Origin of the sequence: Pseudomonas chlororaphis subsp. chlororaphis (assembly GCF_003945765.1) — a bacterium.
GTDB lineage: Bacteria > Pseudomonadota > Gammaproteobacteria > Pseudomonadales > Pseudomonadaceae > Aquipseudomonas > Aquipseudomonas chlororaphis.
This window is the reverse complement of sequence record NZ_CP027712.1, coordinates 6,716,797-6,742,732: the sequence shown is the minus strand read 5'-3', so window position 1 is coordinate 6,742,732 and position 25,936 is coordinate 6,716,797. Positions and strand designations below refer to the sequence as shown.

At 65.1% G+C, this 25,936-nt stretch carries 25 protein-coding genes; 12 read left to right on the top strand and 13 right to left on the bottom strand.

Going from position 1 to position 25,936, the window contains the following annotated elements:
• Positions 1-9 precede the first annotated feature (9 nt).
• Positions 10-663 (bottom strand): CDP-alcohol phosphatidyltransferase family protein, encoded by a 654-nt coding sequence (locus C4K27_RS30800; protein ID WP_053263172.1) that lies wholly within the window; start codon positions 661-663, stop codon positions 10-12.
• Positions 664-903: 240 nt separating this feature from the next.
• Between C4K27_RS30800 and hflK (C4K27_RS30795) the strand changes: the two genes are divergently transcribed.
• From hflK (C4K27_RS30795) to cfaB, 5 genes are all read left to right on the top strand, one after another.
• Positions 904-2,871: a protease modulator HflK gene (gene hflK / locus C4K27_RS30795; protein WP_053263171.1), complete on the top strand. Its 1,968-nt coding sequence runs from the start codon at positions 904-906 to the stop codon at positions 2,869-2,871.
• Positions 2,868-3,908 (top strand): protease modulator HflC, encoded by a 1,041-nt coding sequence (gene hflC, locus C4K27_RS30790; protein WP_053263170.1) that lies wholly within the window; start codon positions 2,868-2,870, stop codon positions 3,906-3,908. The genes hflK (C4K27_RS30795) and hflC overlap by 4 nt, the downstream gene beginning before the upstream one ends.
• On the top strand, positions 3,905-4,963 hold the full coding sequence (gene hflK, locus C4K27_RS30785) for a protease modulator HflK (RefSeq protein WP_053263169.1): 1,059 nt from the start codon (positions 3,905-3,907) through the stop codon (positions 4,961-4,963). Before hflC ends, hflK (C4K27_RS30785) begins: the two co-directional genes overlap by 4 nt.
• Positions 4,960-6,864: a cation-translocating P-type ATPase gene (locus tag C4K27_RS30780; RefSeq protein ID WP_053263168.1), complete on the top strand. Its 1,905-nt coding sequence runs from the start codon at positions 4,960-4,962 to the stop codon at positions 6,862-6,864. Before hflK (C4K27_RS30785) ends, C4K27_RS30780 begins: the two co-directional genes overlap by 4 nt.
• A gap of 245 nt (positions 6,865-7,109) precedes the next feature.
• A complete protein-coding gene (gene cfaB / locus C4K27_RS30775; protein WP_053263167.1) occupies positions 7,110-8,297 on the top strand; it encodes a C17 cyclopropane fatty acid synthase CfaB in 1,188 nt (395 codons plus the stop codon).
• A 10-nt stretch (positions 8,298-8,307) separates the two neighbouring features.
• Here the strand turns inward: cfaB and cls are convergent, their stop codons facing one another.
• A complete protein-coding gene (cls, locus tag C4K27_RS30770) occupies positions 8,308-9,747 on the bottom strand; it encodes a cardiolipin synthase (protein WP_053263166.1) in 1,440 nt (479 codons plus the stop codon).
• Between the two features lie 222 nt (positions 9,748-9,969).
• On the opposite strand from cls, the gene C4K27_RS30765 reads away from it, so the two are divergent.
• Positions 9,970-10,491, top strand: a complete 522-nt coding sequence (locus tag C4K27_RS30765) for a DUF3617 domain-containing protein (RefSeq protein ID WP_007927620.1) — start codon at positions 9,970-9,972, stop codon at positions 10,489-10,491.
• Positions 10,492-10,620: 129 nt separating this feature from the next.
• On the opposite strand, the gene thrS is transcribed toward C4K27_RS30765, so the two are convergent.
• Genes thrS through folE2 form a run of 8 tightly spaced genes read right to left on the bottom strand, consistent with a single transcriptional unit; the run spans position 10,621 to position 18,217 of the window.
• Positions 10,621-12,519, bottom strand: coding sequence for a threonine--tRNA ligase (thrS, locus tag C4K27_RS30760; protein ID WP_053263165.1), 1,899 nt, complete (start codon positions 12,517-12,519; stop codon positions 10,621-10,623).
• A gap of 43 nt (positions 12,520-12,562) precedes the next feature.
• Positions 12,563-13,900 (bottom strand): dihydroorotase, encoded by a 1,338-nt coding sequence (locus C4K27_RS30755; RefSeq protein WP_053263164.1) that lies wholly within the window; start codon positions 13,898-13,900, stop codon positions 12,563-12,565.
• 2 nt (positions 13,901-13,902) lie between these two features.
• Positions 13,903-14,463 (bottom strand): gamma carbonic anhydrase family protein, encoded by a 561-nt coding sequence (locus tag C4K27_RS30750; protein WP_053263163.1) that lies wholly within the window; start codon positions 14,461-14,463, stop codon positions 13,903-13,905.
• Positions 14,460-14,897: a phosphoribosyl-AMP cyclohydrolase gene (gene hisI, locus C4K27_RS30745; RefSeq protein ID WP_007927616.1), complete on the bottom strand. Its 438-nt coding sequence runs from the start codon at positions 14,895-14,897 to the stop codon at positions 14,460-14,462. Before hisI ends, C4K27_RS30750 begins: the two co-directional genes overlap by 4 nt.
• Complete coding sequence (locus tag C4K27_RS30740) at positions 14,894-15,778, bottom strand: metal ABC transporter substrate-binding protein (protein ID WP_053263162.1); 885 nt, start codon at positions 15,776-15,778, stop codon at positions 14,894-14,896. The genes hisI and C4K27_RS30740 overlap by 4 nt, the downstream gene beginning before the upstream one ends.
• A gap of 11 nt (positions 15,779-15,789) precedes the next feature.
• Positions 15,790-16,656 (bottom strand): metal ABC transporter permease, encoded by an 867-nt coding sequence (locus tag C4K27_RS30735; RefSeq protein WP_053263161.1) that lies wholly within the window; start codon positions 16,654-16,656, stop codon positions 15,790-15,792.
• Complete coding sequence (locus tag C4K27_RS30730; protein WP_007927612.1) at positions 16,656-17,324, bottom strand: metal ABC transporter ATP-binding protein; 669 nt, start codon at positions 17,322-17,324, stop codon at positions 16,656-16,658. The genes C4K27_RS30735 and C4K27_RS30730 overlap by 1 nt, the downstream gene beginning before the upstream one ends.
• Positions 17,321-18,217, bottom strand: coding sequence for a GTP cyclohydrolase FolE2 (gene folE2 / locus C4K27_RS30725; RefSeq protein ID WP_007927611.1), 897 nt, complete (start codon positions 18,215-18,217; stop codon positions 17,321-17,323). Before folE2 ends, C4K27_RS30730 begins: the two co-directional genes overlap by 4 nt.
• Before the next feature lie 129 nt (positions 18,218-18,346).
• On the opposite strand from folE2, the gene C4K27_RS30720 reads away from it, so the two are divergent.
• Entirely contained in the window at positions 18,347-19,567 is a 1,221-nt protein-coding gene (locus C4K27_RS30720) for an N-acetylmuramoyl-L-alanine amidase (RefSeq protein WP_053263160.1), read from the top strand.
• Between the two features lie 119 nt (positions 19,568-19,686).
• Here C4K27_RS30720 and C4K27_RS30715 read toward each other — a convergent pair whose 3' ends face one another.
• The gene (locus tag C4K27_RS30715; protein WP_053263159.1) at positions 19,687-20,067 is read right to left on the bottom strand and encodes a hypothetical protein; all 381 of its coding nucleotides are present in this window, start codon (positions 20,065-20,067) and stop codon (positions 19,687-19,689) included.
• 134 nt (positions 20,068-20,201) lie between these two features.
• Here C4K27_RS30715 and dksA point away from each other — a divergent pair, with 134 nt between their 5' ends.
• From dksA to C4K27_RS30695, 4 genes are all read left to right on the top strand, one after another.
• Positions 20,202-20,606 carry an RNA polymerase-binding protein DksA gene (dksA, locus tag C4K27_RS30710; RefSeq protein WP_009051641.1) on the top strand — a complete coding sequence of 135 codons (405 nt, stop codon included), beginning with the start codon at positions 20,202-20,204 and terminating at the stop codon, positions 20,604-20,606.
• 33 nt (positions 20,607-20,639) lie between these two features.
• On the top strand, positions 20,640-21,848 hold the full coding sequence (gene zigA, locus C4K27_RS30705) for a zinc metallochaperone GTPase ZigA (protein ID WP_053263158.1): 1,209 nt from the start codon (positions 20,640-20,642) through the stop codon (positions 21,846-21,848).
• Positions 21,848-22,546 (top strand): DUF1826 domain-containing protein, encoded by a 699-nt coding sequence (locus C4K27_RS30700; protein WP_053263157.1) that lies wholly within the window; start codon positions 21,848-21,850, stop codon positions 22,544-22,546. Before zigA ends, C4K27_RS30700 begins: the two co-directional genes overlap by 1 nt.
• A gap of 156 nt (positions 22,547-22,702) precedes the next feature.
• Positions 22,703-23,665: a CobW family GTP-binding protein gene (locus tag C4K27_RS30695; RefSeq protein WP_053263156.1), complete on the top strand. Its 963-nt coding sequence runs from the start codon at positions 22,703-22,705 to the stop codon at positions 23,663-23,665.
• A gap of 150 nt (positions 23,666-23,815) precedes the next feature.
• Here C4K27_RS30695 and C4K27_RS30690 read toward each other — a convergent pair whose 3' ends face one another.
• Positions 23,816-24,211 carry a DUF3301 domain-containing protein gene (locus tag C4K27_RS30690; RefSeq protein ID WP_007927603.1) on the bottom strand — a complete coding sequence of 132 codons (396 nt, stop codon included), beginning with the start codon at positions 24,209-24,211 and terminating at the stop codon, positions 23,816-23,818.
• A gap of 116 nt (positions 24,212-24,327) precedes the next feature.
• Between C4K27_RS30690 and pdxY the strand changes: the two genes are divergently transcribed.
• Positions 24,328-25,200, top strand: a complete 873-nt coding sequence (gene pdxY, locus C4K27_RS30685) for a pyridoxal kinase PdxY (protein WP_053263155.1) — start codon at positions 24,328-24,330, stop codon at positions 25,198-25,200.
• Between the two features lie 67 nt (positions 25,201-25,267).
• Here pdxY and C4K27_RS30680 read toward each other — a convergent pair whose 3' ends face one another.
• Positions 25,268-25,750 (bottom strand): acyl-CoA thioesterase, encoded by a 483-nt coding sequence (locus C4K27_RS30680; protein ID WP_007927601.1) that lies wholly within the window; start codon positions 25,748-25,750, stop codon positions 25,268-25,270.
• Positions 25,751-25,936 lie beyond the last annotated feature (186 nt).

The following is a 25,936-nucleotide window of genomic DNA, read 5'->3' as shown; positions in this document are numbered from 1 at the left end:
GCAACTTCCTTATTCCGAGGGGGCGTTTTGCTGCACTTCTTGTCGTTGGGTGTCTTGCTGTTGTACGTCGAGCAGGCCCTGGCGAACCCGGTTGATCAAGGTGTAGACCAACAACGCGGCGACCAGCGCCAGCACGCCGTTGATCCAGGCGGCGCTCAGCCAGCCCAGGGCGATGCCGGTGGCCAGCACGCCGAGCACGAACGCCCGGTCGCTCTTGCCCATGGGCCCGTCGTAGCGGCGCGAGGCACCGATCATCGGCCCCAGCACGCCGGCGTATTCGCTGAACAGCGCCAGCAGCGTCACCAGCAGGACCAGCGGCAGGCTGACGCCGGCAATCAGCGCGAAAGGCAGGATCAGCGCGCTGTCGGCAATCACGTCGCACAATTCGTTGAGGTAGGCGCCCAGGCGCGATTGCTGGCCGAATTCCCGGGCCAGCATGCCGTCGATGGCGTTCAGCGCCATGCGCAGGATCATCCACAGCGGGATCAGGATGAACAGCCAGAGATGGCTGGCGAAACTGGCGATCAGGGCGCCCACCAGCACCGAAATCACCCCCGCCAGCACCGTGATCTGGTTGGCCGTGGTGCCGTTCTCGTACAGGCGCTGGACCCATGGCCGCAGCAGGTTCTGGAAGCGCGGTTTGAGCTGGTAGATGGAGAGCATGGCTGGACGTTTCCTTGTCACAAAGTGGGCCACGGATTATGGCCACAGATCTTGCGGGCTGGCATCAGCACAGCAGCGGTTTTCCCTGGGTTTGTGACGCGCCCATGGCAAATAAAGGCATAGGTAAGGGACGAAAATTTCACTACTATCGTTATATCGTAACGATTTGTGACAAATACAGCGGCCTGCCGGAGAGTTATCCACAGGCCCGAATGGGTTAACGACCAGCGTTGGGGTGCTATGCAAGTCGATCTTGAGACTGAAGGGGCGGGGGTCGAAGCCTTGCCGAGGTTTCAGCGGGCGGCCTTTCACGAACGCCGTCTGAAGCGTTGGGGCATCGGGCTGGCGGGGCTGGCCGGGATGGGGCTGGTGTTGGCGTTTTTCGTCGGCCTGTTTGCCCCGCAATCCTTATGGCCGGCGTTGCTGGTCAATCTGGCCGCGGCCTTGCTGGTGCTGGTCGGCGGCCTGCAGGCGGCGGGCTGGGTCAGTGCCTGGCGCGCGGGTGCGTTGCAGGCGCCAGAGGTGGCGCCGAGCCCGGAGCCGGTTGCGGATGAACCGCTACCCGACGATGGCTGGTACGAGCGGCTGCTGGATGGCATCAGCCGGCGTTGGTCCAGTTTGTTGGTGCAGATCGGCGCGCCGACCTTGTGGTTGGGCGGTTGGGCCTTGCTGGTGCTGTTGGTGATCGAGCAGGCGTGGAACCTCGGCCTGCCCGCTGGAACCCTGGGCCTGGCGGGCAATGTCGGCGCGGTGCTGGCGCTGTTGCTGGCCTTCGGCTTGCTGGTGTTCGAGCGCCAACTGAGCCAGGAACACCCCGGCGAATGGCCGGAAGCGGCGGCGCTGGCGCAGTTGGCGCGAGTGGCGATCATCAGCCTGGTGCTGGCGGCGCTGTGCCTGTTGTTCAGCAGCGACACGGCGCTCTGGCCGGTGCGCCTGGGCGTGCTGATCGGCGTGTTGCCGGCGCTGGTGGCCCTGGAGTTCCTGCTGCGCGCGGTATTGTCGTTATTCAGCCCGCGTCGCGCGCAACTGGAGCCGCGCATGCTGGCCCATAGCGTGGTCGCCGATCTGCTGCGCTGGCCGCCACAACCCTTGCTGGCCTTGCAGCACGAATTGCACAACCGCTTCGGCATCGACCTGCGGCAGATCTGGGCCTTCACTTATATGCGCCGCGCGTTCCTGCCGGTGCTGCTGGTGGTGCTCGGGGTGGGCTGGCTGCTCACCGGCCTGCATGAAGTGCCGTTGCAGGGGCGGGGCATCTACGAGCGTTTCGGCAAGCCGGTGGCGGTCTTTGGCCCGGGTTTGCATGCGGGCCTGCCCTGGCCGCTGGGCCGGGTGCTGAGTGTCGAGAACGGCGTGGTGCACGAGCTGGCCACCAGCGTCGGCGAAGCGCCCGGCGTGATCGAACCGGCCTCCGCCGAAGGGCCGCCCCCGTTGGTGGCCAACCGTTTGTGGGACGCCAGCCACGTCAACGACAAGTCCCAAGTGATCGCCAGCGGCGCTGCCGACAAGCAGAGCTTCCAGATCGTCAACATGGACGTGCGCTTCGTCTATCGCATCGGCCTGAGCGATCAGGCGGCGCTGGCGGCGACTTACAACAGCGCCGACATTCCGATGCTGATCCGCAGCACCGCCAGCCGCATCCTGGTCCACGACTTCGCCTCGCGCACCCTCGACGGCCTGCTGGGCGAAGACCGTACCAACCTGGCCGAGGATATCGGCCGCGCGGTGCAGGCCGACCTGGAGAAACTCGACAGCGGGGTGGAGATTCTCGCCACCGTGGTCGAGGCCATTCACCCGCCGGCCGGCGCCGCCAATGCTTATCACGGCGTCCAGGCCGCGCAGATCGGCGCCCAGGCGCTGATCTCCCGCGAGCGTGGCGCGGCCAGCGAGCAGACTAACCAGGCGCAATTGCAGGCCAGCATCGCCCGCGATCAGGCCCAGGCCACGGCCCATGAAGTGCAGGCCACGGCGCAAGCGGCCGACCTGCGGTTCAGCGCCGAGCAAAAGGCCTATGCCAGCGCCGGCCAGGCATTCGTGCTGGAGCAGTATTTGAGCCAGCTGAGCCAGGGCCTGCGCAACGCCAAGTTGCTGGTGCTCGATCATCGCCTGGGCGGCGCCAACGCACCGACCCTCGACCTGCGTACATTCACTTTGCCGACCGAGCCTTCGGTACCGGGTAACACCGCTCAGCCAGGAGCCGTCCATTGAGCCAGTCCCATTCCCACGATCATCAGGATCACGCCGGCCACGATCACGGCCACGGCGGCCATCACCACGGACACCATCATCACCACGGCGCGCCGGAAGAGGCGGGGCCCTTTCCCTGGCGGCGCATGGCCTGGGCGCTGTTGCTGGTGTTGTTCGCCGTCGCCGCGGCGAGCCTGGTGCAAGTGCGCTCCGGCGAAGCCTCGGTGATTACCCGTTTCGGCAACCCGGCGCGGGTGCTGCTGGAACCGGGCCTCGGCTGGCGCTGGCCGGCACCGTTCGAGGCGGCGATCCCGGTGGATCTGCGCCTGCGCACCACCTCCAGCGGTTTGCAGGATGTCGGCACCCGCGACGGTCTGCGCATCATCGTCCAGGCCTATGTGGCGTGGCAGGTGCAGGGCGATGCGGACAACGTGAAGCGCTTTATGCGCGCGGTGCAGAACCAGCCGGATGAAGCGGCGCGGCAAATTCGTACCTTTGTCGGTTCGGCCCTGGAAACCACCGCCAGCAGTTTCGACCTGGCCAATCTGGTGAACACCGATGCCAGCAAGGTGCGCATCGCCGACTTCGAAGCCCAGTTGCGTAAACAGATCGAGCAACAGTTGTTGAGCACTTACGGGGTGCGGGTGCTGCAAGTCGGTGTCGAGCGCCTGACCCTGCCCTCGGTGACCCTGACCGCCACCGTCGATCGTATGCGCGCCGAGCGTGAAACCATCGCCACCGAACGCACGGCCATCGGCAAGCGCGAAGCGGCGCAAATCCGTTCCGCCGCCGAGCGCGATGCGCGCATCGTCCAGGCCGATGCCACGGTGAAAGCCGCGGACATCGAAGCGCAATCGCGGGTGCAGGCGGCGGAGATCTACGGTCGCGCCTACGCCGGTTCGCCGCAGCTGTACAACCTGCTGCGGTCGCTGGACACCTTGGGCACTGTGGTGACCCCAGGCACCAAGCTGATTCTGCGCACCGATGCCGCGCCGTTCCGGGTGCTGGTGGACGGGCCGCCGACACTCGGCAATAAAGCCGCCGGGTCGCAACCATGAGTTTGGTTCCACGTGGAACACATGAACTTGGCAGCCCATGGATTCAGGCCGGTCGCCTGGCGTTTCTCGCCCTGTATGCGGTGACCGTGCTGGCAGCCCTGGCCTGGGCGTTTTCCAATGTGCGGCAGATCGATCCGCAAAATCGCGCGGTGGTCCTGCATTTCGGCGCCCTGGATCGCATCCAGAACGCCGGCTTGTTACTGGCCTGGCCGCAGCCGTTCGAACAGGTGGTGCTGTTGCCCGCCGCAGACCGGGTGATCGAACGCCGGGTGGAAAGCCTGCTGCGTTCCGATGCGGCCTTAAAGGGTGACAAGGTGGCCAGTTTCGCCGTTCCCCTGAGCGATGCCCTGGCCGGTTCCGGTTATCTGCTGACCGGCGACGCCGGGGTGGTGCAGCTGGATGTGCGGGTGTTCTATAAGGTCACCGAGCCTTATGCCTTTGTATTGCAGGGCGAACATGTGTTGCCGGCGCTGGATCGGTTGGTGACCCGCAGTGCCCTGGCCCTGACCGCCGCCCGCGATCTCGACACGATATTGGTGGCGCGTCCGGAACTGATCGGCGCCGACAATCAGGCCGCCGAGCGTCGCGAAAGGCTGCGCGGCGATCTGGTGCAAGGCATCAACCAACGGCTGGCGGATCTGGCGGCGACCGGGCAGGGGATCGGCATCGAGGTGACCCGGGTCGACGTCCAGTCCAGTCTGCCGGGGCCGGCGGTCAGCGCCTTCAACGCGGTGCTGACCGCCAGCCAGCAAGCCGACAAGGCGGTGGCCAACGCTCGCACCGAAGCCGAAAAACTCACGCAAACCGCCAACGAACAGGCCGACCGCACCTTGCAGGTGGCGCACGCCCAGGCTGGTGAGCGCCTGGCCAAGGCCCAGGCCGACACCGCGACCATCCAGGGCCTGGCCCAGGCGCAACGCAACGGCACCGACCCGGAAATGCTCCTGCGCATCTACCGCGAACGGCTGCCGAAGATTCTCGGCCAGGCCGGCTCGGTGACCACGGTCAATCCCCAAGACGATTCCCGCCTGATTATTCAGGGAGCCCAACCATGACTGCCCACACCCATGCCGCCGCGCCGGCGAGCATGCTCACCTCCGCAGAACAACGTAGCGCCGCGCGTCAGCTGACCCTGGCCATGCTCGCGTTGGGGCTGCTCGGTCTGGGCCTGGTCTGGCGCTGGCTGGCCTCGGAGCAGACCGGCGTCAGCCAGTTGCTGCTGGGTTTCGCTTCGTTACTGGTGGCACTGCCGGTGATGCGTTCGGCCTGGTACAGCCTGCGTTACCCGAGCCTGCACGGCATCACCGACCAGTTGATCGCCCTGGCCATGCTCGGCGCCTGGGCCACCGGCGACCTGCTGACCGCGGCGCTGTTGCCGATCATCATGATCTTCGGCCACGTGCTGGAAGAGCGCAGCGTGATCGGCTCCCAGGAAGCCATTCATGCCCTGGGCCGCTTGACCCGCAGCCATGCGCGCCTGGTGCAGGCCGATGGCAGCATTGGCGAGGTGGACAACGCCACGCTCAAGGCCGGCGATGTCGTCGAAGTGCGTGCCGGTGACCGGGTGCCCGCCGATGGTTTGGTGCTGTCCGGACAGGCCAGCCTCGACACCGCACCGATCACTGGCGAGTCGGTGCCGCTGGAGGCCGATGTCGGCATGCAGGTGTTCGGCGGGGCGATCAACCTCGACGGCCTGTTGCGCCTGGAAGTGACCCGCACCGGCCACGAATCGACCTTGGGCAAGGTCATCGCGCTGATGCAAAGCGCCGAACGTTCCAAGCCGCCGATCACCCGTTTGCTCGAACGTTACGCCGGCAGTTACATGGTGCTGGTGTTGCTGCTGGCGGCGGTGACCTGGTTCATCACCCACGATGCCCAGGCGATGCTCGCGGTGCTGGTGGCGGCCTGCCCCTGTGCCTTGGTGCTGTCCGCGCCGGCCACGGCGATTGCCGGGATCGCCGTGGCGGCGCGGCACGGCATCCTGATTCGCAGCTCGGCGTTCCTCGAGGAACTGGCGGATCTGACCTCGCTGGTGGTGGACAAGACCGGCACCCTGACCTTCGGCACCTTGCGCCTGCAATCGATCGACAGCCCGCGGGAAGATCGCCAGGCCTTGTTGAACCTGGCGGCCAGCCTCGGTTCGGCCAGCAGCCACCCGGTCAGCCGCGCGCTGGCCGGCCTGGTGGCCCAGGAGCATTTCCTGGTGCTGTCGGATATTCGCGAACGCCAGGGGCTGGGAGTGGTGGCGCAGACCGAGCAGGGCGAAGCCGCCCTGGGGCGTCCCGAGTTGTTCGGCCAGCTCGACATCGCCACCACGGCGGTGCCCGAACATGACGGACCGATTGCCGGGCTGGCGCTGAACGGTGAATTTCTCGCCTGGCTGTTGCTGGCCGACAGCGTCAAGCCGGAAGCGCGGTTTGCCCTCGACGAGCTGCGCGAACTGGGGCTGGGCCGCCAGTTGTTGCTGACCGGCGACCGCCAGAGCGTGGCCGACAGCCTGGCGCGGGATGTCGGCATCGGCGATGTCGAAGCCCAGGCGTTACCGGAAGACAAACTCAAGCGCGTGCTGGGGGAAATCGACAGCGGTTTCCGGCCGATGGTGGTGGGCGACGGGATCAACGATTCCCTGGCGCTCAAGGCTGGCGTGGTCGGTGTGGCCATGGGCGCGGGTGGGGCGGACATTGCCCTGGCGTCGGCCGATATCGTGCTGATCGGCAGCGACCTGCGGCGCCTCGGCACCTGTGTGCGCCTGAGTCGCCAGTGCCGCCAGACCCTGCAGGTCAATGTGATCATCGGCCTGGGCTGGACCCTGGCCATAGTCGCCTTTGCCGCGTTCGGCTGGCTTGGCGCGGCGGGGGCGATGATCGCGGCGCTGCTGCATAACCTCAGCACCTTGCTGGTGCTGGGCAATGCCGGGCGTTTGCTGCGTTTCCAGGAGCCATTGCTCAAGTTGTAGGGGCGTGGGCCGGGGCGGAAAGCGCGGGTTTGAGCGTCTGGAGCTAGAATTAAACCAGGTCGAACTGTGCGCCCGCCTGGCGGTCATCTGTGAAGAGGGCCCAGCTTCCGGGACGGTCGGCTGGCTGTTCAGCAGGGATTGTTGCACTGCCGGCACTGATGAATTTCAGCTATCAGATCGATAGCCTGCTAATTTTTCAGTATGGTCTAACCTCACTCAGACGTCTGAAACAAGGGGGATAATCCATGCTCGCGCAACTTCCACCGGCCTTACAGAATCTGCAACTACCGCTACGCCTGCGACTCTGGGACGGCCATGAGTTCAATCTGGGGCCGGCGCCCAGCGTCACTATTGTGGTCAAGGACCCGCAACTGGTCACCCAGCTCGCCCATCCCACTCTCAACTCGCTGGGAGCGGCGTTCGTCGAGGGCAAACTTGAGCTGGAAGGCTCAATCAGCGAAGTCATCCGGGTTTGCGATGAACTGAGCCAGGCGCTGCTGGACGGCGAGGAAGAAGCGCTGCCGGTACGTTCCCTGCACGACAAGGCCACCGATGCGGCCGCCATCTCCTACCACTACGACCTTTCCAACGACTTCTACCAGCTGTGGCTCGACAGCGACATGGCCTATTCCTGCGCCTATTTCGAGACCGGCAGTGAAAGCCTGGAACAGGCCCAACAGGCCAAATTTCGCCACCTGTGCCGCAAGCTGCGCTTGCAGCCCGGCGAGTACCTGCTGGATGTCGGTTGCGGCTGGGGCGGGCTGGCGCGGTACGCGGCGCGAGAATTCGGGGCCAAGGTCTTCGGTATCACCCTGAGCAAGGAACAGCTGGCGCTGGCCAGGGAGCGGGTGATCGCCGAAGGCTTGCAGGACCAGGTGGAACTGCAACTGCTGGACTACCGCGACCTGCCCCAGGACGGCCGCTTCGACAAGGTGGTGAGCGTCGGTATGTTCGAGCACGTGGGCCACGCCAACCTGGCGCAGTACTGCAAGACGCTGTTCGGCGCGGTGCGCGAGGGCGGCCTGGTGATGAACCACGGAATCACCGCCAAGCACACCGATGGACGTCCCGTGGGCCGTGGAGCCGGCGACTTCATCGAGAAGTATGTGTTCCCCAATGGCGAGCTGCCGCACCTGGCGATGATCTCGGCCGAGATCAGCGAAGCGGGGCTGGAGATCGTCGACGTGGAAAGCCTGCGCCTGCATTACGCCCGTACCCTGGACCACTGGAGCGAGCGCCTGGAAGATAACCTGGAAGCCGCCTCCCGACTGGTGCCGGAACAGGTCTTGCGCATCTGGCGCCTGTACCTGGCCGGCTGTGCCTACGCCTTCGCCCGCGGCTGGATCAACCTGCACCAGATTCTCGCGGTCAAGGCTCACGCCGATGGCAGTCATGAGCTGCCCTGGACCCGCGACGACCTGTATTACTCATGAAGCGCCGACGTTAGAGGATCGGTGAAATAAGCCGGGCGACCCGCATGCCAAGTTGTTGCAGGCGGTGGGTTTCCCGGCTTTCTTCTTTGGCGATTTCGCGGGAACGCTCGAAGTCGAGGTTGAGCATCTGTTCCACCTCCCTGGCGAAGGCTTCGTCCACGGTCAGCAACATCACCTCGAAATTCAGGCGGAACGAGCGGTTGTCCAGGTTGGCGCTGCCGATCGCGCTGATTTCGCTGTCGATCAGCACCACTTTCTGGTGCAGGAAACCCGGCTGGTAACGGAACACCCGCACCCCGGCGCGTACGGCTTCGAAGGCGTACAGGCTGGATGCCGCGTAGACGATCCGGTGGTCCGCGCGCGACGGCAGCAGGATCCGCACATCCACCCCGCGCAGGGCTGCCAGGCGCAAGGCGGCGAACACGGCCTCGTCGGGGACGAAATAGGGGCTGGTGATCCACACCCGCTCGGTCGCCGCGTGGATGGCTTCGACGAAGAACAGCGAGCAGGTTTCATAAGGGTCCGCCGGGCCGCTGGCCAGCACCTGGCACAGCACGCCGTCATCGGGGTAGGTGTCCGGCAGGATCAACGGCGGCAATTGCCGCGAGGCCCAGAACCAGTCTTCGGCGAAGGATTCCTGCAGGCAGGCCACCACCGGACCGCTGACCGAAACATGGGTATCGCGCCAGGGTGCCAGAGGCGGTTTTTTCCCCAGGTATTCGTCGCCCACGTTATGCCCGCCGACAAACCCCAGCAGGCCATCCACCACCACTATCTTGCGGTGATTGCGAAAGTTGATCTGGAAGCGGTTGAGCCAGCCGCTGCGGGTGGCGAAGGCATGCACCTGGATGCCGGCGTCGCGCAGTGGCTGCACATAGGCGTGGGGCAGGGAATGGCTGCCGATGCGGTCGTAGAGCAGGTGGATCGCCACGCCTTCGCCAGCCTTTTTCAGCAGCAGCTCTTGCAGGCGTCGGCCAAGGTTGTCGTCGTGGATGATGAAGAACTGGATCAGCACCGCCGTGCGGGCGCGTTCGATGGCCGCGAAAATCGCGGCGAAGGTGGCATCGCCGTTGACCAGCAGTTGTACATGGTTGCTGGCCAGGCAGGGCATGCGGCCCAGCTTGGGCATGGCCCGCAGCGAGGTGTAGGCGGCGGAGGCGCGGGCGCTCAGGGCCTCCTCGATCCAGGGGCGCCAGTTCAGCTCGTTGATCGCCTTGCGCATCTCCAGGTTGGCCTGGCGCCGGGCCTTGATATAGGCATCGAAGGTGCTGCGGCCGAACACCAGATAAGGGATAAGGGTCAGGTACGGCATGAACAACAGCGACAGGGCCCAGGCGATGGAGCCTTGGGCGGTCCTGACGGTCAGCACGGCGTGGATGGCGGCGATCAGGCCGAGAAAGTGCAGGGTGGCAATCAGATAGCCAAAAATATGTGGGCCAAAATAATCCATGGGGACAGCCTTGCTCCTGAAGATTCAATGCTGGGGTCCGTATGAAAAGCGGCGTGCCGGGAGCCTTCGGCGCTGCGTGCAAACAGGCGCGACCTTGCTCGCCAACTCTTCGTTGCAGACCCTAACAGACCATGTTCGAGCATGATTGTCGCTAATTAATTCGCCATGCAACGCCGCTGCATTTTTGGCGTCTAACGGCCACTACTGTCTAGGAGTCATTCGATGAAGCTTCGTCTACTGGGTTTGGCCATGGCCGCCGTTGTCTCGCTTCCGCTGGCCGCGCAGGCCCAGATGCTGCAACCGGGCCTGTGGGAACTGACCACCAGCAACATGAAAGTCGATGACCAGAGCCTGCCGGACCTGTCGTTGATTCTCGGTCAGTTGCAACAACAGCTGACGCCCGAGCAACGGGCGCAGTTGGAGAAGCAGGGTGTGACCATGGGCGGCAAGGGCATCCGCGTGTGCCTGACGCCGGAGCAGGTGAAGTCCGACACCATCCCGCTGCAGGACCCGCAATCGGGTTGCCGCCAGGAGGTCACCGACCGCACCTCCAACCAGTGGAAATTCCGCTTCAGCTGCCCGAAAGCCCAGGGCTCGGGCGTGGCAAAATTCCTCAGCGATCGGGAGTTCACCACCAACGTTATCGGTACCTTCAATGCCACCGGCTTCCAGCAAAAGGGCAGCATGGACACCCGTGCGGTATGGCTGGGGCAGGATTGCGGGACCGTTAAGCCAAGGGCCTAAAAGCATCGCGGGCAAGCCTCGCTCCTACAGAAGACGCGCTGCGGGCGTTCATGACGCTACACAGGCGAGGTAGGAGCGAGCGGACGACGATCCGACTTGGCCGCGATAGCATCCGCCCAGGCGCTGCCGCTACAATCCCGAGCGCATCCGTTCGGCCACCTCGCTCACCGCCCACCGCCCCAGGTCCTCGCCATGGCGGCTGCGCAAGCTGACAAATCCCCCGTCCTTTTCCTTGTCGCCTACCACCAGCAGGTACGGCACCTTTTGCAGGCTGTGCTCGCGGATCTTGTAGCTGATCTTCTCGTTGCGCAGGTCGGCGCTGGCTCGCAGACCCTGGCGCGACAAGCTGTCGGCCACCGACCGGGCATAGTCCGCCTGACCTTCGCTGATGTTGATCACCACCGCCTGCCGCGGCGCCGGCCAGCAGGGCAGGGCGCCGCTGTAATGCTCGATGAGGATGCCGATAAAACGCTCCAGGGAACCGAACAGCGCGCGATGCAGCATCACCGGGCGCTGGCGTTCGCCGTGCTCGTCGATGTAGCTGATCTCGAAGCGTTCCGGCAGGTTGAGATCGACCTGCAGGGTGCCGCATTGCCAGTCGCGGCCGATGGCGTCGCGCAGCACGAACTCCAGTTTCGGGCCGTAGAACGCGCCTTCGCCGGGGTTGATCCGGTAGTCGATCGCCATCGTCTCCAGGGCGCCGGACAAGGCACCTTCCAGCTGGTCCCACAGCGCGTCGCTGCCGATGCGATGGGCCGGCCGGGTGGAGAGCTTGACCGCGACGTCGTGGAAGCCGAAGTCGCGATAGATGTCGAACACCAGGGCGATGGTGCTCGCGCATTCCGCCTGCATCTGCGCCGGGGTGCAGAAGATGTGCGCGTCGTCCTGGGTGAAGTGGCGCACCCGCAGCAACCCGTGCAACGCGCCGGAGGGCTCGTAGCGATGCACCTTGCCGAACTCGGCGATGCGCAGCGGCAGGTCGCGGTAGCTTTTCAGGCCACGGCTGAAGATCGACACCGCGCCAGGGCAGTTCATCGGCTTGAGGGCGAACACCCGCTGGTCTTCGGTGGTGGTGCTGAACATGTGGTCGCGGTAGTTCTGCCAGTGCCCGGAGGTTTCCCAGAGGCCGCGGTCCATCACGTCCGGGGTGTTCACTTCCTGGTAGCCGGCCTGGTCCTGGCGCCGGCGCATGTAGCCGATCAGTTGCTGGAACAGGGTCCAGCCCTTGGCATGCCAGAACACCGAGCCCGGCGCGCAGTCGTCGAAGTGGAACAGGTCCAGTTGCTGTCCGAGCTTGCGGTGGTCGCGCTTGCCGGCTTCTTCCAGGCGAGTGAGGTAGTCCTTGAGGTCTTTCGGCGTGGCCCAGCAGGTGCCGTAGATCCGTTGCAGCGGCGCGTTCCTGGCATCGCCGCGCCAGTAGGCGCCGGCGACCTTGGTCAGCTTGAACGCCTGGAGGATGCCGGTGAACGGCACGTGGGGGCCACGGCACAGGTCTTCGAAATCGCCCTGGCGGTACAGCGACAGCACCTGGTCCTGCGGGATGTCGCGGATCAGCTCGGCCTTGTAGTGCTCGCCCAGGCTGGCGAAGTATTCCAGGGCGTCGTCACGGCTCAGCTCGCGCCGGCGTACCGCATGGTTGGTCGCGGCCAGGCGGGTCATGCGCGCTTCGATGCGCTGCAGGTCGTCGGGGGTAAAGGGCCGTTCGTAGGCGAAGTCGTAAAAGAAGCCGTCCTCGATCACCGGGCCGATGGTGACCTGGGCCAAGGGGTACAACTCCTTCACCGCCATGGCCAAAAGGTGCGCGCAGGAGTGACGCAGGATCTCCAGGCCCTCGGGCTCGCGGGCGGTGACGATGCTGATCCGGGCATCGCCCTCCAGCATAAAGGAGCAATCCACCAGTCGATCGTTCACCCGGCCGGCGACCGCCGCCCTGGCCAGGCCGAGGCCGATGCTCGCGGCCACCTCGTACACGGAAAGCGGCTGGTCGTACTCACGTTGTGAGCCGTCGGGCAGGGTGATGTGAATCATCGGGTGTTCCTTGGTGTTCCTGGGGAGGGGTTCAGGGAAGGGATCAGCGGGTAAAACGCAGCGGCAAACCCTGGCAGTTGTCGTAGAGGCGCCCGGCGTGCCAGGCCAGTTGCCCCGATACCAGGGTGGTGTCGACGCTATGGCGGAAACGCTGTTCGGCGAAGGGCGTCCAGCCGCACTGGGCGAGGATCGGTTGCTGGGCCACGGCGAGGCCCTCGGGCTCGGGCCTGATCAATACCAGGTCGGCCCAGTAGCCTTCGCGCAGGTAGCCGCGATCGGGAATGGTGAACAGGTCGGCGACCCGGTGGCTGGTTTTCTCCACCAGGGTGGTGATGGGCAGCACGCCATCGGCCACCAGTTCCAGCAGGGCGGGCAGGGCGTGTTGCACCAGCGGCAGCCCGGAAGGCGCCTGGCGGTAGGGCAGCTGTTTCTGTGCCCAGGTGTGCGGCGCGTGATCGCTGCCGATTACATCCAGGCGGTTGCCGAGCAAGGCCTGGCGCAGGGCGTCGCGGTCGGCGCGGGTCTTGATCGCCGGGTTGCATTTGATCAGGTGCCTGAGGCGCGCGTAATCACGGTCGTCGAACAGCAGGTGGTGCAGGCAGACTTCGGCGGTGATGCGCTTTTGCGCCAGGGGCTGGTCTTCGAACAGTTCCAGTTCGCGGGCTGTGGTCAGGTGCAAGACATGCAGGCGCGTGCCGTGACGCCTGGCCAGATCCACGGCCAGCGACGAGGAGCGATAGCAGGCTTCGGCATCGCGGATCAGCGGGTGGGCCACGGCGGGAATCGCTTCGCCGAAACGCTCCTGCATGCGCCGCTCGTTGGCCTGGATGCTGGGCGTGTGTTCGCAGTGCGCCAGGAGAATGGTCGGCACCTCGGCGAACAATCGCTCGAGGACCTGCGGATCGTCCACCAGCATGTTGCCGGTGGAGGCGCCCATGAACACTTTGACCCCGGCCACCAGGCACGGATCGAGGGCGGCGACGGTGTCGAGGTTGTCGCGGCTGACGCCGAAGTGAAAGCCATAGTTGGCCACCGAGTGGATCGCCGCTCGGCGCTTCTTGTCCTCCAGCGCGGCCAGGGTCAGGGTCGCGGGTTGGGTGTTGGGCATGTCCATGAAACTGGTGATGCCACCCGCCACGGCCGCCCGCGACTCGCTGTAGAAGCTGCCTTTTTCCGGCGCGCCGGGATCGCGGAAATGCACCTGGTCGTCGATCATTCCCGGCAGCAGCCACTGGCCCTGGGCGTCGATCTCGGTGCGGGCGTTCTCGCCTTCGATGCTGCTGGCGATCTTGACGACGCGCCCGTGGTCCACCAGCAGGTCGGCGTCGAACTCGCGTCCTTCATTGACCAGCCGGGCGTTGCGAATCAGCACGCTGTTCATGTTCAGAACTCGTTCTGCAGGGCTTTGTAACCGCGCACCAGATCGACGTTGGTGCGCGCCACGTCTTCGGAAAACTCCGAGGCGCTGACGCTGACCGGCGGGAACTGCGAGAGGTCGGTGTTGGGCCCGATACGGGTGGTGGAGGGCACGTAGAAGCCTTGCGGCAGGTCGCGGCCATCGACCACCGAGTTGTGTCGCACCACGCTGCCGTTGCCGACCGCGCAGTTGAACAGCACGCTGTTGAAGCCGATGAAGACCCGGTCGCCGACCGTGCACGGGCCATGGACGATCGAGCGGTGGGCGATGGAGGTGAACTCGCCGATGGTCACCGCCGCGCCGGATTTGGAGTGGATCACCACGCCGTCCTGGATGTTCGAATTGGCGCCGATGACGATCGGGTCCATGGCGCCTTGCTCGTTGACTTCGTCGGCACGGATCACCGCGTAGGGGCCGACGAATACGTTCTCGCCGATCACCACCTTGCCGCAGATGATGGCGGTCTTGTCGACATAGGCCGACTCGGCGATGACCGGCAGATCACCGGAGGGGTTCTTGCGAATCATGCTGGGGTTTCCTGTAGCGGCGCGCTGATGACCTGCACCGCACCGTCGCGAATGGCGTTGTAGAAACAGTTGGGGCGCCCGGTGTGGCAGGCCGGGCCTTGCTGGTCCACCAGCAGCAGGACGGCGTCGCCGTCGCAGTCCAGGCGCGCTTCGAGCAGACGCTGGCGATGCCCCGAGCTTTCGCCCTTGCGCCACAGTTGCCGGCGCGAGCGCGACCAGTAGCAGACCTGCCCGCTGGCCAGGGTCTCGGCCAGCGCCTTGCGGTTCATCCAGGCGAGCATCAGCACCTCGCCGCTGTCGTGCTGTTGGGCGATGGCGGCGATCAGGCCGTCGGCGTTCCATGGCAGGGCATCGAGAACGCTGGTGAGCGGCCAACGGCTGCCCAGGGGCGCGCTTTCCAGGTCGAGCATCGACAGCGGTGGGCGCTTGTTCATGGTTGGCTCAGGGCGTCGTACAGGGTGTTCAGGTTGTATTCGAACAACCCGGTGAAGGTGCTAGCCGGGCCCTGCGCAGCGAGGGCGTCGGAGTACAGGGTGCCGCCGATATGGGCGCCGCTTTCGTCGGCGATCTGCTTGAGCAGGCGCGCGTCCTTGATGTTCTCCATGAACACCGCCTTGACCTTGGCGTTGCGGATCTGGGTGATCAGCGCCGCGACTTCGGCGGCCGAGGGTTCGCGTTCGGTGGACAGGCCCTGCGGGGCCATGAAGTCGATGCCATAGGCCTGCCCCAGGTAACCGAAGGCGTCGTGGGAGGTGACGATCTTGCGATTGCCCGGCGGCAACGCGCCGAACTTGGCCTTGGCTTCGGCCAGCAGCGCGTAGATCCGTTTCAGGTAGGCCTGGCTGTTGCGTTCGTAATCAGCCTTGTTCGCCGGGTCGGCGGCCACCAGCGCCTTGGTGATGTTGCCCACATAGAGTTCGGCGTTCGCCAGGTTGTGCCAGGCATGCGGGTCGGGAATGGTCTCGCCGTCCTCATCCAGCGAGCGCGGGATCACTCCGCGACTGGCGGTGATCACCGTGGCCCGGGTGCCGGTACTGGCCACCAGGCGATCCAGCCAGGGCTCGAAACCCAGGCCGTTCTTGATGATCAGCCGGGCCTTGAGCAGGGCCTTGGCATCGTCCGGCGTCGGTTCGTAGGTGTGGGCGTCGGCGTCCGGGCCGACCATGTCGGTGATCTGGATGTGCTCGCCGCCGACCTGGCGGGTGATGTCGGCGAGGATGCTGAAGCTGGTGACCACAGCGAGTTTGTCCGCGGCCTGGGCGGGCGACAACGACAACGGCAGCAACAGACTGAAGAGCACGAGTAGGGCGCGCATCGGGGAACACCTCATGGGGATGTGAGCAAAGGCGGGCGGCGCAGCAGACCGTGCACCGGACCGAACACCACGGACAGCAGGTACAGGCCGCCCGCCACCAGGACGATGGCCGGGCCGCTGGGCAGCGAGTAGTGGAACGACAGCAACAGGCCGAGCCATACCGAGAGGCAACCGAGCAGCGCGGCAATGCCGATCAGCACCGGCAGGCGCCGACTCCAGAAGCGCGAGGCGGCGGCCGGCAGCATCATCAGGCCGACCACCATCAAGGCACCGATGGCCTGGAAACCGATCACCAGGTTCAGCACCACCAGGGTCAGGAACAGGCCGTGGGCGAGGGGGCCGAGGCGGCTGACGCTGTTGAGGAACAGTGGGTCGAGGGTATCCAGCAGCAGTGCCTTGTAGATCAGCGCCATGGCCAGCAGGCTGAACCCGGAGACCCAGAGCATGCCCTCCAGGGTCGGCCCGTCCACCGCCAGGGCCGAGCCGAACAGCAGGTGCAGCAGGTCCAGGCGTTTGCCGGCGAGGCCGAGAATCAGCACGCCGCTGGCCAGGGAAATCGGGTAGATCGCGGCCAGGCTGGCGTCCTCGCGCAAGCCGGTGCGCCGGGTAATCCAGGCGGCCAGGCCGGCCATGCCGAGTCCGGCGCCGAGGCCGCCAAGCGTCAGTGCCGGTAGGCTCAGCCCGGCGAACCAGAAGCCCAGCGCCGCGCCGGGGAGGATGCCGTGGGCCACGGCGTCGCCGATCAGGCTCATGCGCCGCAGGATCAGGAACACCCCCAACGGTGCGGTGCTGCATGCCAGCGCCAGGCCGCCGAGCAATGCCCGGCGCATGAACACGAACTCGTGGAAGGGCTGCCAGAGCTGGGCGGCGGCGAGCATCAGGCCACCTGCATCTGAATGGGCTGGACGATCAGTTCCTCGCTGCTGCCGAACCGGCAACCGCTGGCCTTGATCAGCAGGGTCTGGGGGATGTGCTGGCGCACGGCGGCGAGGTCATGGCAGACCACGATTTGCGTGCGACCTTGCTGCTGCCAGGTGTGGATGTGTTTCCACAGCAGGGCCTGGCCCAGTTCGTCCAGGGCGGCGTGGGGTTCGTCCAGCAGCAACAGCGGGGCATCGGCGAGGCTCAGGCGGGCGAGCAGGGCACGCTGCAATTCGCCGCCGGACAAGGCCATCAACGGGCGTTGTTCCAGGCCACTCAGGCACCAGTCTGCGAGCACCTGCTGCAAACGTCCGGCACGCTGTTGCGCGCTTTGCCGATCGCCCCAGAAACCGGCGGCCACCAATTCCTGCAGGGTGATGGGGAACTGCCGGTCGAGGTACTGCTGCTGCGGCAGAAAGGACAGGCCGCCACGGCGAGGGACCTGCAACTTGATCTTCCCGGCCAAGGGCTTTTGCAGGCCGGCAATGACTTTCAGCAGGCTGCTTTTGCCCGAGCCGTTGGCGCCGATGATGGCGGTCAGGCTGCCGGGCTCCAGCTCAAGGTCGAGTGCCGGCGTCAGCGGTTGGCCGGGCGCGCCCCAACGTAGCGATTGCAGGCTGATCATGCGAGCTCCCAGTTCCAGCGGCTCTCGGCCACGGCGTCATGGGCATGCAGGCTTTCGGCGTGCACCACGCGCACCTGGAAGGCGCGGATGCCTGGCGAACGTTGCAAGGCGAGGTTCAGGCGGCGCGCGGCGTCTTCGCAGAACATCAGGTTTTGCCCGTTGGCCAGGGCGAAGGCTTGTTCATCGGCGCGTTTCACCGCGGTTTGCACGGCGGTGCCGAGGGCGGCTTCGGCGTCATTGATCGCCGCCATCAACGGCAACTCGTCGAGAAAGTCATCCAGGCGCAGCTGCAATTGCGCGGTGCTGCGCTGGCTGTGGGGCGTGGCGACTATGCCTTTCGAGGAGCCGAGCCAGGTCAGGATGTCTTCATGGTGCAGCGCCCGGTTGGCGAAATCATCGATGAATTGTTGCTGAATCAGCTGCCTGGAAAGCGCGGCGGAACAAGGGCACGTCGAGGAATAAGGCACCTCGATTTTTAGTTCCACGTGGAACATTGCGTTTTTCAGGTGCGCTTCGATGCTCACTGGATAGGTTTTCCAGCCGGCCAACGGGCTGATCAAGGCGGGGCGTTTCAGTAGCAGATCGGCATGAATTCGCAGGTAGGCACTGCTGGACAGCCCGTCGTGGCTGTCGAGAAAACGTTGCAGTACCTGGCGCATCAGGGCCGGGGTGAGATTTTCCTGTTCGAGCATTTCCAGCGCCAGATACAGGCGCGACATATGAATGCCACGGGCTTCGCCGTCGTCGAGGCTGACACCGGCATCCGCTGTTGCGCCAATCCGCTGGCCATCAAACAACACAGGTAAGGCAATGCCACACATGCCCACCCACTCAAGGGGCAGGGCCTGGCGTGCGGCCTGCGCGGCGATATCCGGCAGAGTCAGCGCATTCATGAGCAGGTCCATCGTTGGAAACAATTCGCCATGTTATATTATAACAATGCGGTCGATGAAACCTTTTTCCTGAACGTTTTTTCACCAAGCCTTTCGAGTACGGATGCTCCTCAATCTGCGGTGTAAGTCATGCACAGACGTCAGTTGCTCAACCTGCTGTTGGCCAGCGCGGCCTTGGTTCTGCCTGTGGGGGTGTCCGCCACCCAGATTCGCAACCTGCGGTTATGGAACTCGGCCGACAAGCTGCGCCTGGTGCTCGATCTGAGTGGGCCGGTGCACTACAAGACCTTCTCTCTCAGCGCGCCGGAACGGCTGATCATCGACCTTCGCGGCGCGCAGCTCAGCGGCGATTTCAGCCAACTGGCCCTGGCCAACACGCCGATTCGCTCGATCCGTTCCGGGCACTTTGGCCAGGGCGATACGCGGATCGTCCTCGACCTCGCCGAACCGCAGCGGCTCGACAGCTTTTTGCTGCCACCCCAGGACGGCCAGGGCCACCGCCTGGTGCTCGATCTGAGCAATACCAGCCGCGTCCCGCAGCAGATCGCGGCGGTCGCCGCTCCCGCTTTGCCGCGTGAAACACCGGCGGACCGGGCGCATCCCAAGCGCGACATCATCGTCGTGGTCGACCCGGGTCACGGCGGCAAGGACCCGGGGGCGGTCGGCGCCCGTGGCGAACGGGAGAAGGATGTGGTGCTGGCGATCGCCCAGCTGCTGGCCAAGCGGTTGAAGCGTGAGAAGGGCTTCGATGTGAAGCTGGTGCGCAACGACGATTTCTTCGTGCCGCTGCGCAAGCGGGTGGAGATCGCCCGCAAGCACAAGGCCGACATGTTTATCTCGGTGCATGCCGATGCGGCGCCACGCCTGACGGCGTCCGGGGCTTCGGTTTACGCGCTGTCGGAAGGTGGTGCGACGTCGGCCACGGCGCGCTTCATGGCGCAGCGGGAGAACGGCGCCGACCTGCTGGGCGCCACCAGCCTGCTCAACCTGAAAGACAAGGACCCGATGCTCGCCGGGGTGATTCTCGACATGTCGATGAACGCCACCATCGCCGCCAGCCTGCAGTTGGGCGGTACCGTATTGGGCAGCCTGGCGGGCATCACCACCCTGCATCAGAAGCGCGTGGAACAAGCCGGTTTCGCGGTGCTCAAGTCCCCCGACGTGCCCTCGATCCTGGTGGAGACGGGCTTCATCTCCAACAGTCGCGACAGCCAGCGCCTAGTCACCGCGCGGCACCAGCAGGCGATTGCCGATGGGCTGTTCGCGGGCTTGCAGAGCTACTTCCAGAAGAATCCGCCGGTGAACAGCTATATGGCCTGGTTGCAGGAACAGAAAAAAGCTCAGGCCTGACGCGGCCCAGCCTTCTTCTATAGGAGCACAGCTTGCGTGCGATGAAGACGCTGCGGTGTATCAGCTATACCGCGTAAGCGTTCATCGCGGGCAAGCCTCGTTTCTACAAAATGCTTTGCTTAGCAGCCAGTGATCCGGCTGCAAGTGAACTTGCCGCTGCTGCCGCCGGAGCTGGAAAAGCGGTTGCGGGTGGTCCAGCCGACGCGCTGGCTGTAGCCGACCCAGGCTTCGCCGTCGGAGGCCAGGCCGGTAAAGAAGGTCAGTTGGCCGTAGCGGCTGTTGGTCTGCGCCCAATAACGTTTGCCGGTGACCTCGAAACCCCGCAGATAGGTAGTACTGCCCGCGGCCGCGACGCTGTAGGCGTTGCCTTCGGCATCCACGCAGGCCAGCAGGTTGGCGCTGCGGGTGCAGGTGGCCAGGGCGCTGGGCACTTGCGCGATGGCGGTGTCTGCGACCAGCAGGGACAGGCTCAGCAGCGTGTATTTCAAGGCGTGGCGCATGGGGTTTCTCGGCTGGGGAGGCTCAAGCATCCCGCCCTTCGTCGCGGGCGGCAAGAGAGGGTTGGCTTATTTGTATTGTTATACTATAACATTAAATAAAGCCTGACCCGTGACCCACCATGACTGAACGCCCGATGACCGAAGCGCAACTTCTCGCCCAGCCCGAGGCGGACTACATGAACGATGTCCAGCAGGCTTATTTCCGTGAGCTGCTGCTGGCCCAGCGCGTCGAGCTGCAAGAGCGCATCGACGGTGAGTTCGAGGTGCTGCGCGAGCAGGAGCCCCACAGCGACCCCGCCGATATCGGCAGCGCCGAAGAGCAGCGTCAGTGGCAACTGCGCCTGCTGGAGCGGGAAAAGAAGCTGCTGGACAAGATCGACGAAGCCCTCGAACGCCTGGCCCGTGGCGAGTACGGCTGGTGCCGCGAAACCGGCGAGGCCATTGGCCTCAGGCGCCTGCTGCTGCGGCCCACCGCCACCCTGTGTATCGAAGCCAAAGAACGCCAAGAGCTGCGCGAACGCCATCAACGGGCGATCTGACCCAGCCCCCCAGCCCCCGATGAGGATCACCTGATGACCGACCGTCTTCCCGTTACCGTGCTGTCCGGCTTTCTCGGCGCCGGCAAAAGCACACTGCTCAACTACGTTCTGCGCAACCGCGACAACCTGCGGGTGGCGGTGATCGTCAACGACATGAGCGAAATCAACATCGACGGCAGCGAAGTGCAGCGCGATGTCAGCCTCAACCGCGCCGAAGAAAAACTGGTCGAAATGAGCAACGGCTGCATCTGCTGCACCCTGCGCGAAGACCTGCTGGAAGAGGTCGGCAAATTGGCCAGGGACGGGCGTTTCGATTACCTGCTGATCGAATCCACCGGCATCTCCGAGCCGCTGCCGGTGGCCGAGACCTTCACCTTTCGCGACGAAGCGGGGCAGAGCCTGGCCGATATCGCGCGCCTGGACACCATGGTCACCGTGGTCGACGGCATGAACTTCCTGCTCGATTACCAGGCCGCGGAAAGCCTGGCGTCCCGCGGCGAAACCCTGGGCGAGGAAGACGAGCGCTCGATCACCGATCTGTTGATCGAACAGATCGAGTTCGCCGACGTGATCCTGATCAGCAAGATCGACCTGATCGGCAGCGACGAGCGCCAGGAACTGATCGCCATCCTCGAACGCCTCAATTCCCAGGCGGAAATTATCCCCATGGTGATGGGCGAAGTGCCGCTGGCGAAGATCCTCAACACCGGTCGTTTCGACTTCGAGCGCGCTGCCCAGGCGCCGGGCTGGTTGCAGGAGCTGCGCGGCGAGCATGTGCCGGAAACCGAAGAATACGGCATCGCCTCCAGCGCCTATCGGGCGCGCCGACCCTTTCATCCACAGCGCTTTTTCGATTTCATCAACCGCCCCTGGAGCAACGGCAAACTGCTGCGTTCCAAGGGCTTTTTCTGGCTTGCCAGCAAGCACCAGGAGGCCGGCAGCTGGTCCCAGGCGGGGGGGCTGATGCGTCATGGTTTCGCCGGACGCTGGTGGCGTTTCGTGCCGAAGCAGCACTGGCCGCAGGATGCGGAAAGCACCGCGGCGATCATGCAGAACTGGACCGCCGCCACCGGCGACTGCCGCCAGGAACTGGTGTTCATCGGCCAGAACATCGACTTCGCCCGGCTCACCGTCGAACTCGACGATTGCCTGCTGACGGACGACGAAATGGCCTTGGGCGCGGAGGGCTGGCGCCTGATGCGCGATCCGTTCGGCCCCTGGCATGAAGAGGTCGCCGCCTGATGCTCTACCAACCACTGTCCCCTGTGGGAGCGAACCTGCTTGCGAAGCCGCTCCTGCGGCCAACCCTGCACAAACCGATACGCCGCGAGGCTTGCGGCCCGGCCCCTATCGTCCTCGCCGAGGCGCTGGACGACGAGGTCAACCTGGCCCTGTGGCAGCGCCAGTTGCCGGCGCATATCGCCGATTTCGGCGCCTTGCTGCTGTCGTTGAACGAGCCGCTGGCCGAGTCGCTGTCGCTGGAACTCGACACCGAGGACGCCGAGCCGAACCTGCGCGGCCTGGCTTCTGGCTTCAGCGATCTGCAGGGCTACGATGGTTTTATCGCCGATGTCGCCTGGCTGGTCAGCGCCTTTGCCTGCCTGCTGGGCGCCAAGCGCGTCGGCCTGCGCCTGCGGGTGCTGGATAAGGCCATGTGCCCGCGTTTTCATGTCGACCATGTGCCGGTACGGCTGATCACCACCTATGCCGGCGCCGGTAGCCAATGGCTGCGCGAGGGCGCGATGGATCGTCGGCAACTGGGCCAGGCCGAGGCCGAACCCACGGATGCCGCGCTGATCCAGCAGATGGCCAGCGGCGAGGTGGCCCTGTTCAAGGGTGAGAAATGGCTGGGCAACGAGGGTTTCGGCCTGATCCACCGCTCGCCGCAACCGGCCCCCGGCGAGCGCCGGCTGATCCTCACCCTGGACTGGCTCGGCTGACCCTGTAGCTGTGCGATCGGCTCCGCAGGAGACGTGCTCTTGAGGCCCTCGGAAGGCGCTGCGCGCCTTATCGCAGCCTGCGGCAGCGGCTACGGGAATTTCGCTGCCGCGGGTTAGCGCGTAGGATCAATCACCTCCTTTCCGAGCGTTCCCCCCATGCTGCACAACATCCCCACCCACGTCATCGCCGGTCCCCTCGGCGCGGGCAAGACCAGCCTGATCCAGCACCTGTTGGCACAGCGTCCGGCCAATGAGCGCTGGGCGGTGCTGATCAACGAGTTCGGCCAGATCGGCCTGGATGCGGCGCTGCTGGCCCGGGACGAGGACGGTATCGCCCTGGGCGAAGTGGCCGGCGGCTGCCTGTGCTGCGTCAACGGCGCGCCGTTCCAGGTGGGCCTGGGGCGCCTGTTGCGCAAGGCCCGGCCTGATCGCCTGTTTATCGAGCCTTCCGGCCTGGGGCACCCGGCGCAACTGCTCCAGCAATTGCGCGAGGCGCCCTGGCAAACGGTCCTGGCCGTGCAACCTTGCGTGCTGGTCCTCGATGCCCAGGCGCTGGCGGCCGGCAAGCCGCTGCCGCAGGCCCAACAGGAGGCGCTGCCCAGTGCCGGCCTGTTGCTGCTGAACAAGGACGAAGGGCTCGACGCGGCGCAGCGTCAGGGCATTCTCGAGCAGTTGCCGGCCTGTCCGCTGCTCTGGACTACCCGCGGGACCTTGGCGCTGGAGCGCTTGCCTGGCGTGGAGGCTCGCGCGGGGGCTGCCATCGAGGCCTTCGAAGTACCCAAGGGATTGGCACAGCTGCCGGCGATCTGGACCGATCCGGCCCAGCCCATCTGCCTGAGCCAGGCCCAGGAGGGCGGCTGGAGCATCGGTTGGCGCTGGCACCCGAGCCAGGTATTCGATGTTCGGTGCCTCGAGCAATGGCTGGCGAGCCTTGATTGGCGCCGGGCCAAGCTGGTGATCCACGGTGCGCAGGGCTGGGTTTCGGGCAACGCCCTGGATAACGCCGCGCTGCACTGGCAAGCCAGCGAGTGGCGCCGCGATTCACGTATCGAGTTGATCTTCAGCGAGCCGCAGGACGTGGCCACCCTGCAACAGTCCCTGGCTGAGTGCTGCCAATAATCCAACCCCTGCTTCTGTAGGAGCGGCCGGTCGACGCTCGATTGCCCGCGAAAAAATCGTCAACGATGACGCGTTTTGCCAGGAAAAATCGCCGCTTCGCGGCTATCGCGGGCAAGCCTCGCTCCTACAGGAGTGCATAGGCGGTTGGCCTTACTTGCTGCGTCCTTCGCGCCATTGGCTCAGTTCGATCACTTCGGCGCTGTGTGTCGGCACGGGTGGCGGCGCGGGCGTTGCAATCGGGTAGGGCGCCAGCTCGATCTGCGCGCTGTGGGCGCCGAACTGGGTGATGGTCCCCGCATGGCGGGTTTCGCCGGTGACGGTGAATTCGAAGGTGTAGATCCGGGCCAGGCGCCGGCGACCACTGGCGTCCCTGACGAAACCGATGCGCTTCAACGCCACGTTGCCGTCCAGCAGCTCGATATCGAGCCGCGCACAATGCTGCTTGACCCTCTCCAGCGCCCGCTCGCGCAGGCCGTGGTTGTGCCATAGCCAGGCGGCGCCGGTCGCCAGCAGCATCAGCACGAAAATGTTTCCAAGGGTCAGCATGAGGTGCGCTCCAACGAAGTCGCACCAGCTTAACTGCGTCTTCGGTCTGTCGTACAGGTTGCGTTTAGTCGCATACTGCGCGGCTCGAATTTCAATCGTTTTACGGAATGACCCGAATGAAACGTACGCCTCATCTGCTCGCGATCCAGTCCCATGTGGTCTTCGGCCATGCCGGCAACAGCGCCGCGGTGTTTCCCATGCAGCGGGTCGGGGTGAATGTCTGGCCGCTCAATACGGTGCAGTTCTCCAACCACACGCAATACGGCCAGTGGGCCGGCGAGGTGCTGTCGCCGCACCAGATCCCGGAGCTGGTGGAAGGCATTGCCGCCATCGGCGAACTGGGTAACTGCGACGCGGTGCTGTCCGGCTACCTGGGCAGCGCGGCGCAGGGGCGGGCGATCCTCGGTGGCGTGGCGCGGATCAAGGCGACCAACCCCAAGGCCCTGTACCTGTGCGACCCGGTGATGGGCCACCCGGAAAAGGGTTGCAGCGTGCCCCAGGAGGTCAGCGACTTCCTGTTGGAAGAGGCGGCGGCCGTGGCGGATTTCCTCTGCCCCAACCAACTGGAGCTGGACAGCTTCGCCGGGCGCAAGCCGCAGTCGCTGTTCGACTGCCTGGCCATGGCCCGGGCGCTGCTGGCGCGTGGTCCGAAAGCGGTGCTGGTCAAGCATCTGGATTACCCGGGCAAGCTGCCGGACGGCTTCGAGATGTTGCTGGTGACCGCCGAAGGCAGCTGGCACCTGCGTCGTCCGCTGCTGGCATTCCCGCGTCAGCCGGTGGGTGTGGGCGACCTGACTTCGGGGCTGTTCCTGGCCCGGGTGCTGCTGGGCGACAGCCTGGTGGCGGCGTTCGAGTTCACCGCCGCGGCGGTGCATGAAGTGCTGCTGGAAACCCAGGCCTGCGCCAGTTACGAACTGCAACTGATCCGGGCCCAGGACCGGATCACCCATCCACGGGTGCGGTTCGAGGCGGTACCGATCGATCTGTAACTAACGGGTTGCGCGGGGGCTTATCGCCAACAGGCTCGCTCGGTAAAAGCGAGCCTGTCTCGGACGATCAGGCGTCGGCCTTGATTTCCTGATAGCGCTTTTCCAGCTCCTGGCGGATCTGCCGGCGTTGCTGGGCCTGCATGAAGCGGCGCTTGTCTTCGCTGGTTTGCGGTTGCAGTGGCGGCACGGCGGCGGGTTTGCGCTGGTCGTCCACGGCTACCATGGTGAAGAAGCAACTGTTGGTGTGGCGCACCGAGCGCTCGCGGATGTTCTCGGTGACCACCTTGATACCGACCTCCATCGAGGTGTTGCCGGTGTAGTTGACCGAGGCCAGGAAGGTCACCAGTTCGCCGACGTGGATCGGCTCGCGGAAGATCACCTGGTCCACCGACAGGGTCACCACATAACGGCCGGCATAACGGCTGGCGCAGGCGTAGGCGACTTCATCGAGGTACTTGAGCAGGGTGCCGCCGTGGACATTGCCTGAGAAGTTGGCCATGTCAGGGGTCATCAATACCGTCATCGACAGCTGGGCGTTTCCGGGTTCCATAGCACACTCACGGGTTAAGGCAGGGGTTGCGGGGCGCACCTCTGCGGGTGCTTGGTCAGCGTTTCAAACCATCGATAACGGGACGCTGCGCCCGCGATCGCCGTCACGCGGCGATCTATCTGTTTCCATATATTGCACCGCCTTTCTGGCACAAGTCGCGATGTTAACCTTCAAAAGCCCGTCCCA

What these genes read in the sequence shown, in the direction of transcription:
- C4K27_RS30800 (WP_053263172.1), bottom strand. Translation starts at nt 663, where the DNA reads ATGCTCTCCATCTACCAGCTCAAACCGCGCTTCCAGAACCTGCTGCGG.
- hflK (WP_053263171.1), top strand. Translation starts at nt 904, where the DNA reads ATGCAAGTCGATCTTGAGACTGAAGGGGCGGGGGTCGAAGCCTTGCCG.
- hflK (WP_053263169.1), top strand. Translation starts at nt 3,905, where the DNA reads ATGAGTTTGGTTCCACGTGGAACACATGAACTTGGCAGCCCATGGATT.
- C4K27_RS30780 (WP_053263168.1), top strand. Translation starts at nt 4,960, where the DNA reads ATGACTGCCCACACCCATGCCGCCGCGCCGGCGAGCATGCTCACCTCC.
- cfaB (WP_053263167.1), top strand. Translation starts at nt 7,110, where the DNA reads ATGCTCGCGCAACTTCCACCGGCCTTACAGAATCTGCAACTACCGCTA.
- cls (WP_053263166.1), bottom strand. Translation starts at nt 9,747, where the DNA reads ATGGATTATTTTGGCCCACATATTTTTGGCTATCTGATTGCCACCCTG.
- C4K27_RS30765 (WP_007927620.1), top strand. Translation starts at nt 9,970, where the DNA reads ATGAAGCTTCGTCTACTGGGTTTGGCCATGGCCGCCGTTGTCTCGCTT.
- thrS (WP_053263165.1), bottom strand. Translation starts at nt 12,519, where the DNA reads ATGATTCACATCACCCTGCCCGACGGCTCACAACGTGAGTACGACCAG.
- C4K27_RS30755 (WP_053263164.1), bottom strand. Translation starts at nt 13,900, where the DNA reads ATGAACAGCGTGCTGATTCGCAACGCCCGGCTGGTCAATGAAGGACGC.
- C4K27_RS30750 (WP_053263163.1), bottom strand. Translation starts at nt 14,463, where the DNA reads ATGATTCGCAAGAACCCCTCCGGTGATCTGCCGGTCATCGCCGAGTCG.
- hisI (WP_007927616.1), bottom strand. Translation starts at nt 14,897, where the DNA reads ATGAACAAGCGCCCACCGCTGTCGATGCTCGACCTGGAAAGCGCGCCC.
- C4K27_RS30740 (WP_053263162.1), bottom strand. Translation starts at nt 15,778, where the DNA reads ATGCGCGCCCTACTCGTGCTCTTCAGTCTGTTGCTGCCGTTGTCGTTG.
- C4K27_RS30735 (WP_053263161.1), bottom strand. Translation starts at nt 16,656, where the DNA reads ATGCTCGCCGCCGCCCAGCTCTGGCAGCCCTTCCACGAGTTCGTGTTC.
- C4K27_RS30730 (WP_007927612.1), bottom strand. Translation starts at nt 17,324, where the DNA reads ATGATCAGCCTGCAATCGCTACGTTGGGGCGCGCCCGGCCAACCGCTG.
- folE2 (WP_007927611.1), bottom strand. Translation starts at nt 18,217, where the DNA reads ATGAATGCGCTGACTCTGCCGGATATCGCCGCGCAGGCCGCACGCCAG.
- C4K27_RS30720 (WP_053263160.1), top strand. Translation starts at nt 18,347, where the DNA reads ATGCACAGACGTCAGTTGCTCAACCTGCTGTTGGCCAGCGCGGCCTTG.
- C4K27_RS30715 (WP_053263159.1), bottom strand. Translation starts at nt 20,067, where the DNA reads ATGCGCCACGCCTTGAAATACACGCTGCTGAGCCTGTCCCTGCTGGTC.
- dksA (WP_009051641.1), top strand. Translation starts at nt 20,202, where the DNA reads ATGACCGAAGCGCAACTTCTCGCCCAGCCCGAGGCGGACTACATGAAC.
- zigA (WP_053263158.1), top strand. Translation starts at nt 20,640, where the DNA reads ATGACCGACCGTCTTCCCGTTACCGTGCTGTCCGGCTTTCTCGGCGCC.
- C4K27_RS30700 (WP_053263157.1), top strand. Translation starts at nt 21,848, where the DNA reads ATGCTCTACCAACCACTGTCCCCTGTGGGAGCGAACCTGCTTGCGAAG.
- C4K27_RS30695 (WP_053263156.1), top strand. Translation starts at nt 22,703, where the DNA reads ATGCTGCACAACATCCCCACCCACGTCATCGCCGGTCCCCTCGGCGCG.
- C4K27_RS30690 (WP_007927603.1), bottom strand. Translation starts at nt 24,211, where the DNA reads ATGCTGACCCTTGGAAACATTTTCGTGCTGATGCTGCTGGCGACCGGC.
- pdxY (WP_053263155.1), top strand. Translation starts at nt 24,328, where the DNA reads ATGAAACGTACGCCTCATCTGCTCGCGATCCAGTCCCATGTGGTCTTC.
- C4K27_RS30680 (WP_007927601.1), bottom strand. Translation starts at nt 25,750, where the DNA reads ATGGAACCCGGAAACGCCCAGCTGTCGATGACGGTATTGATGACCCCT.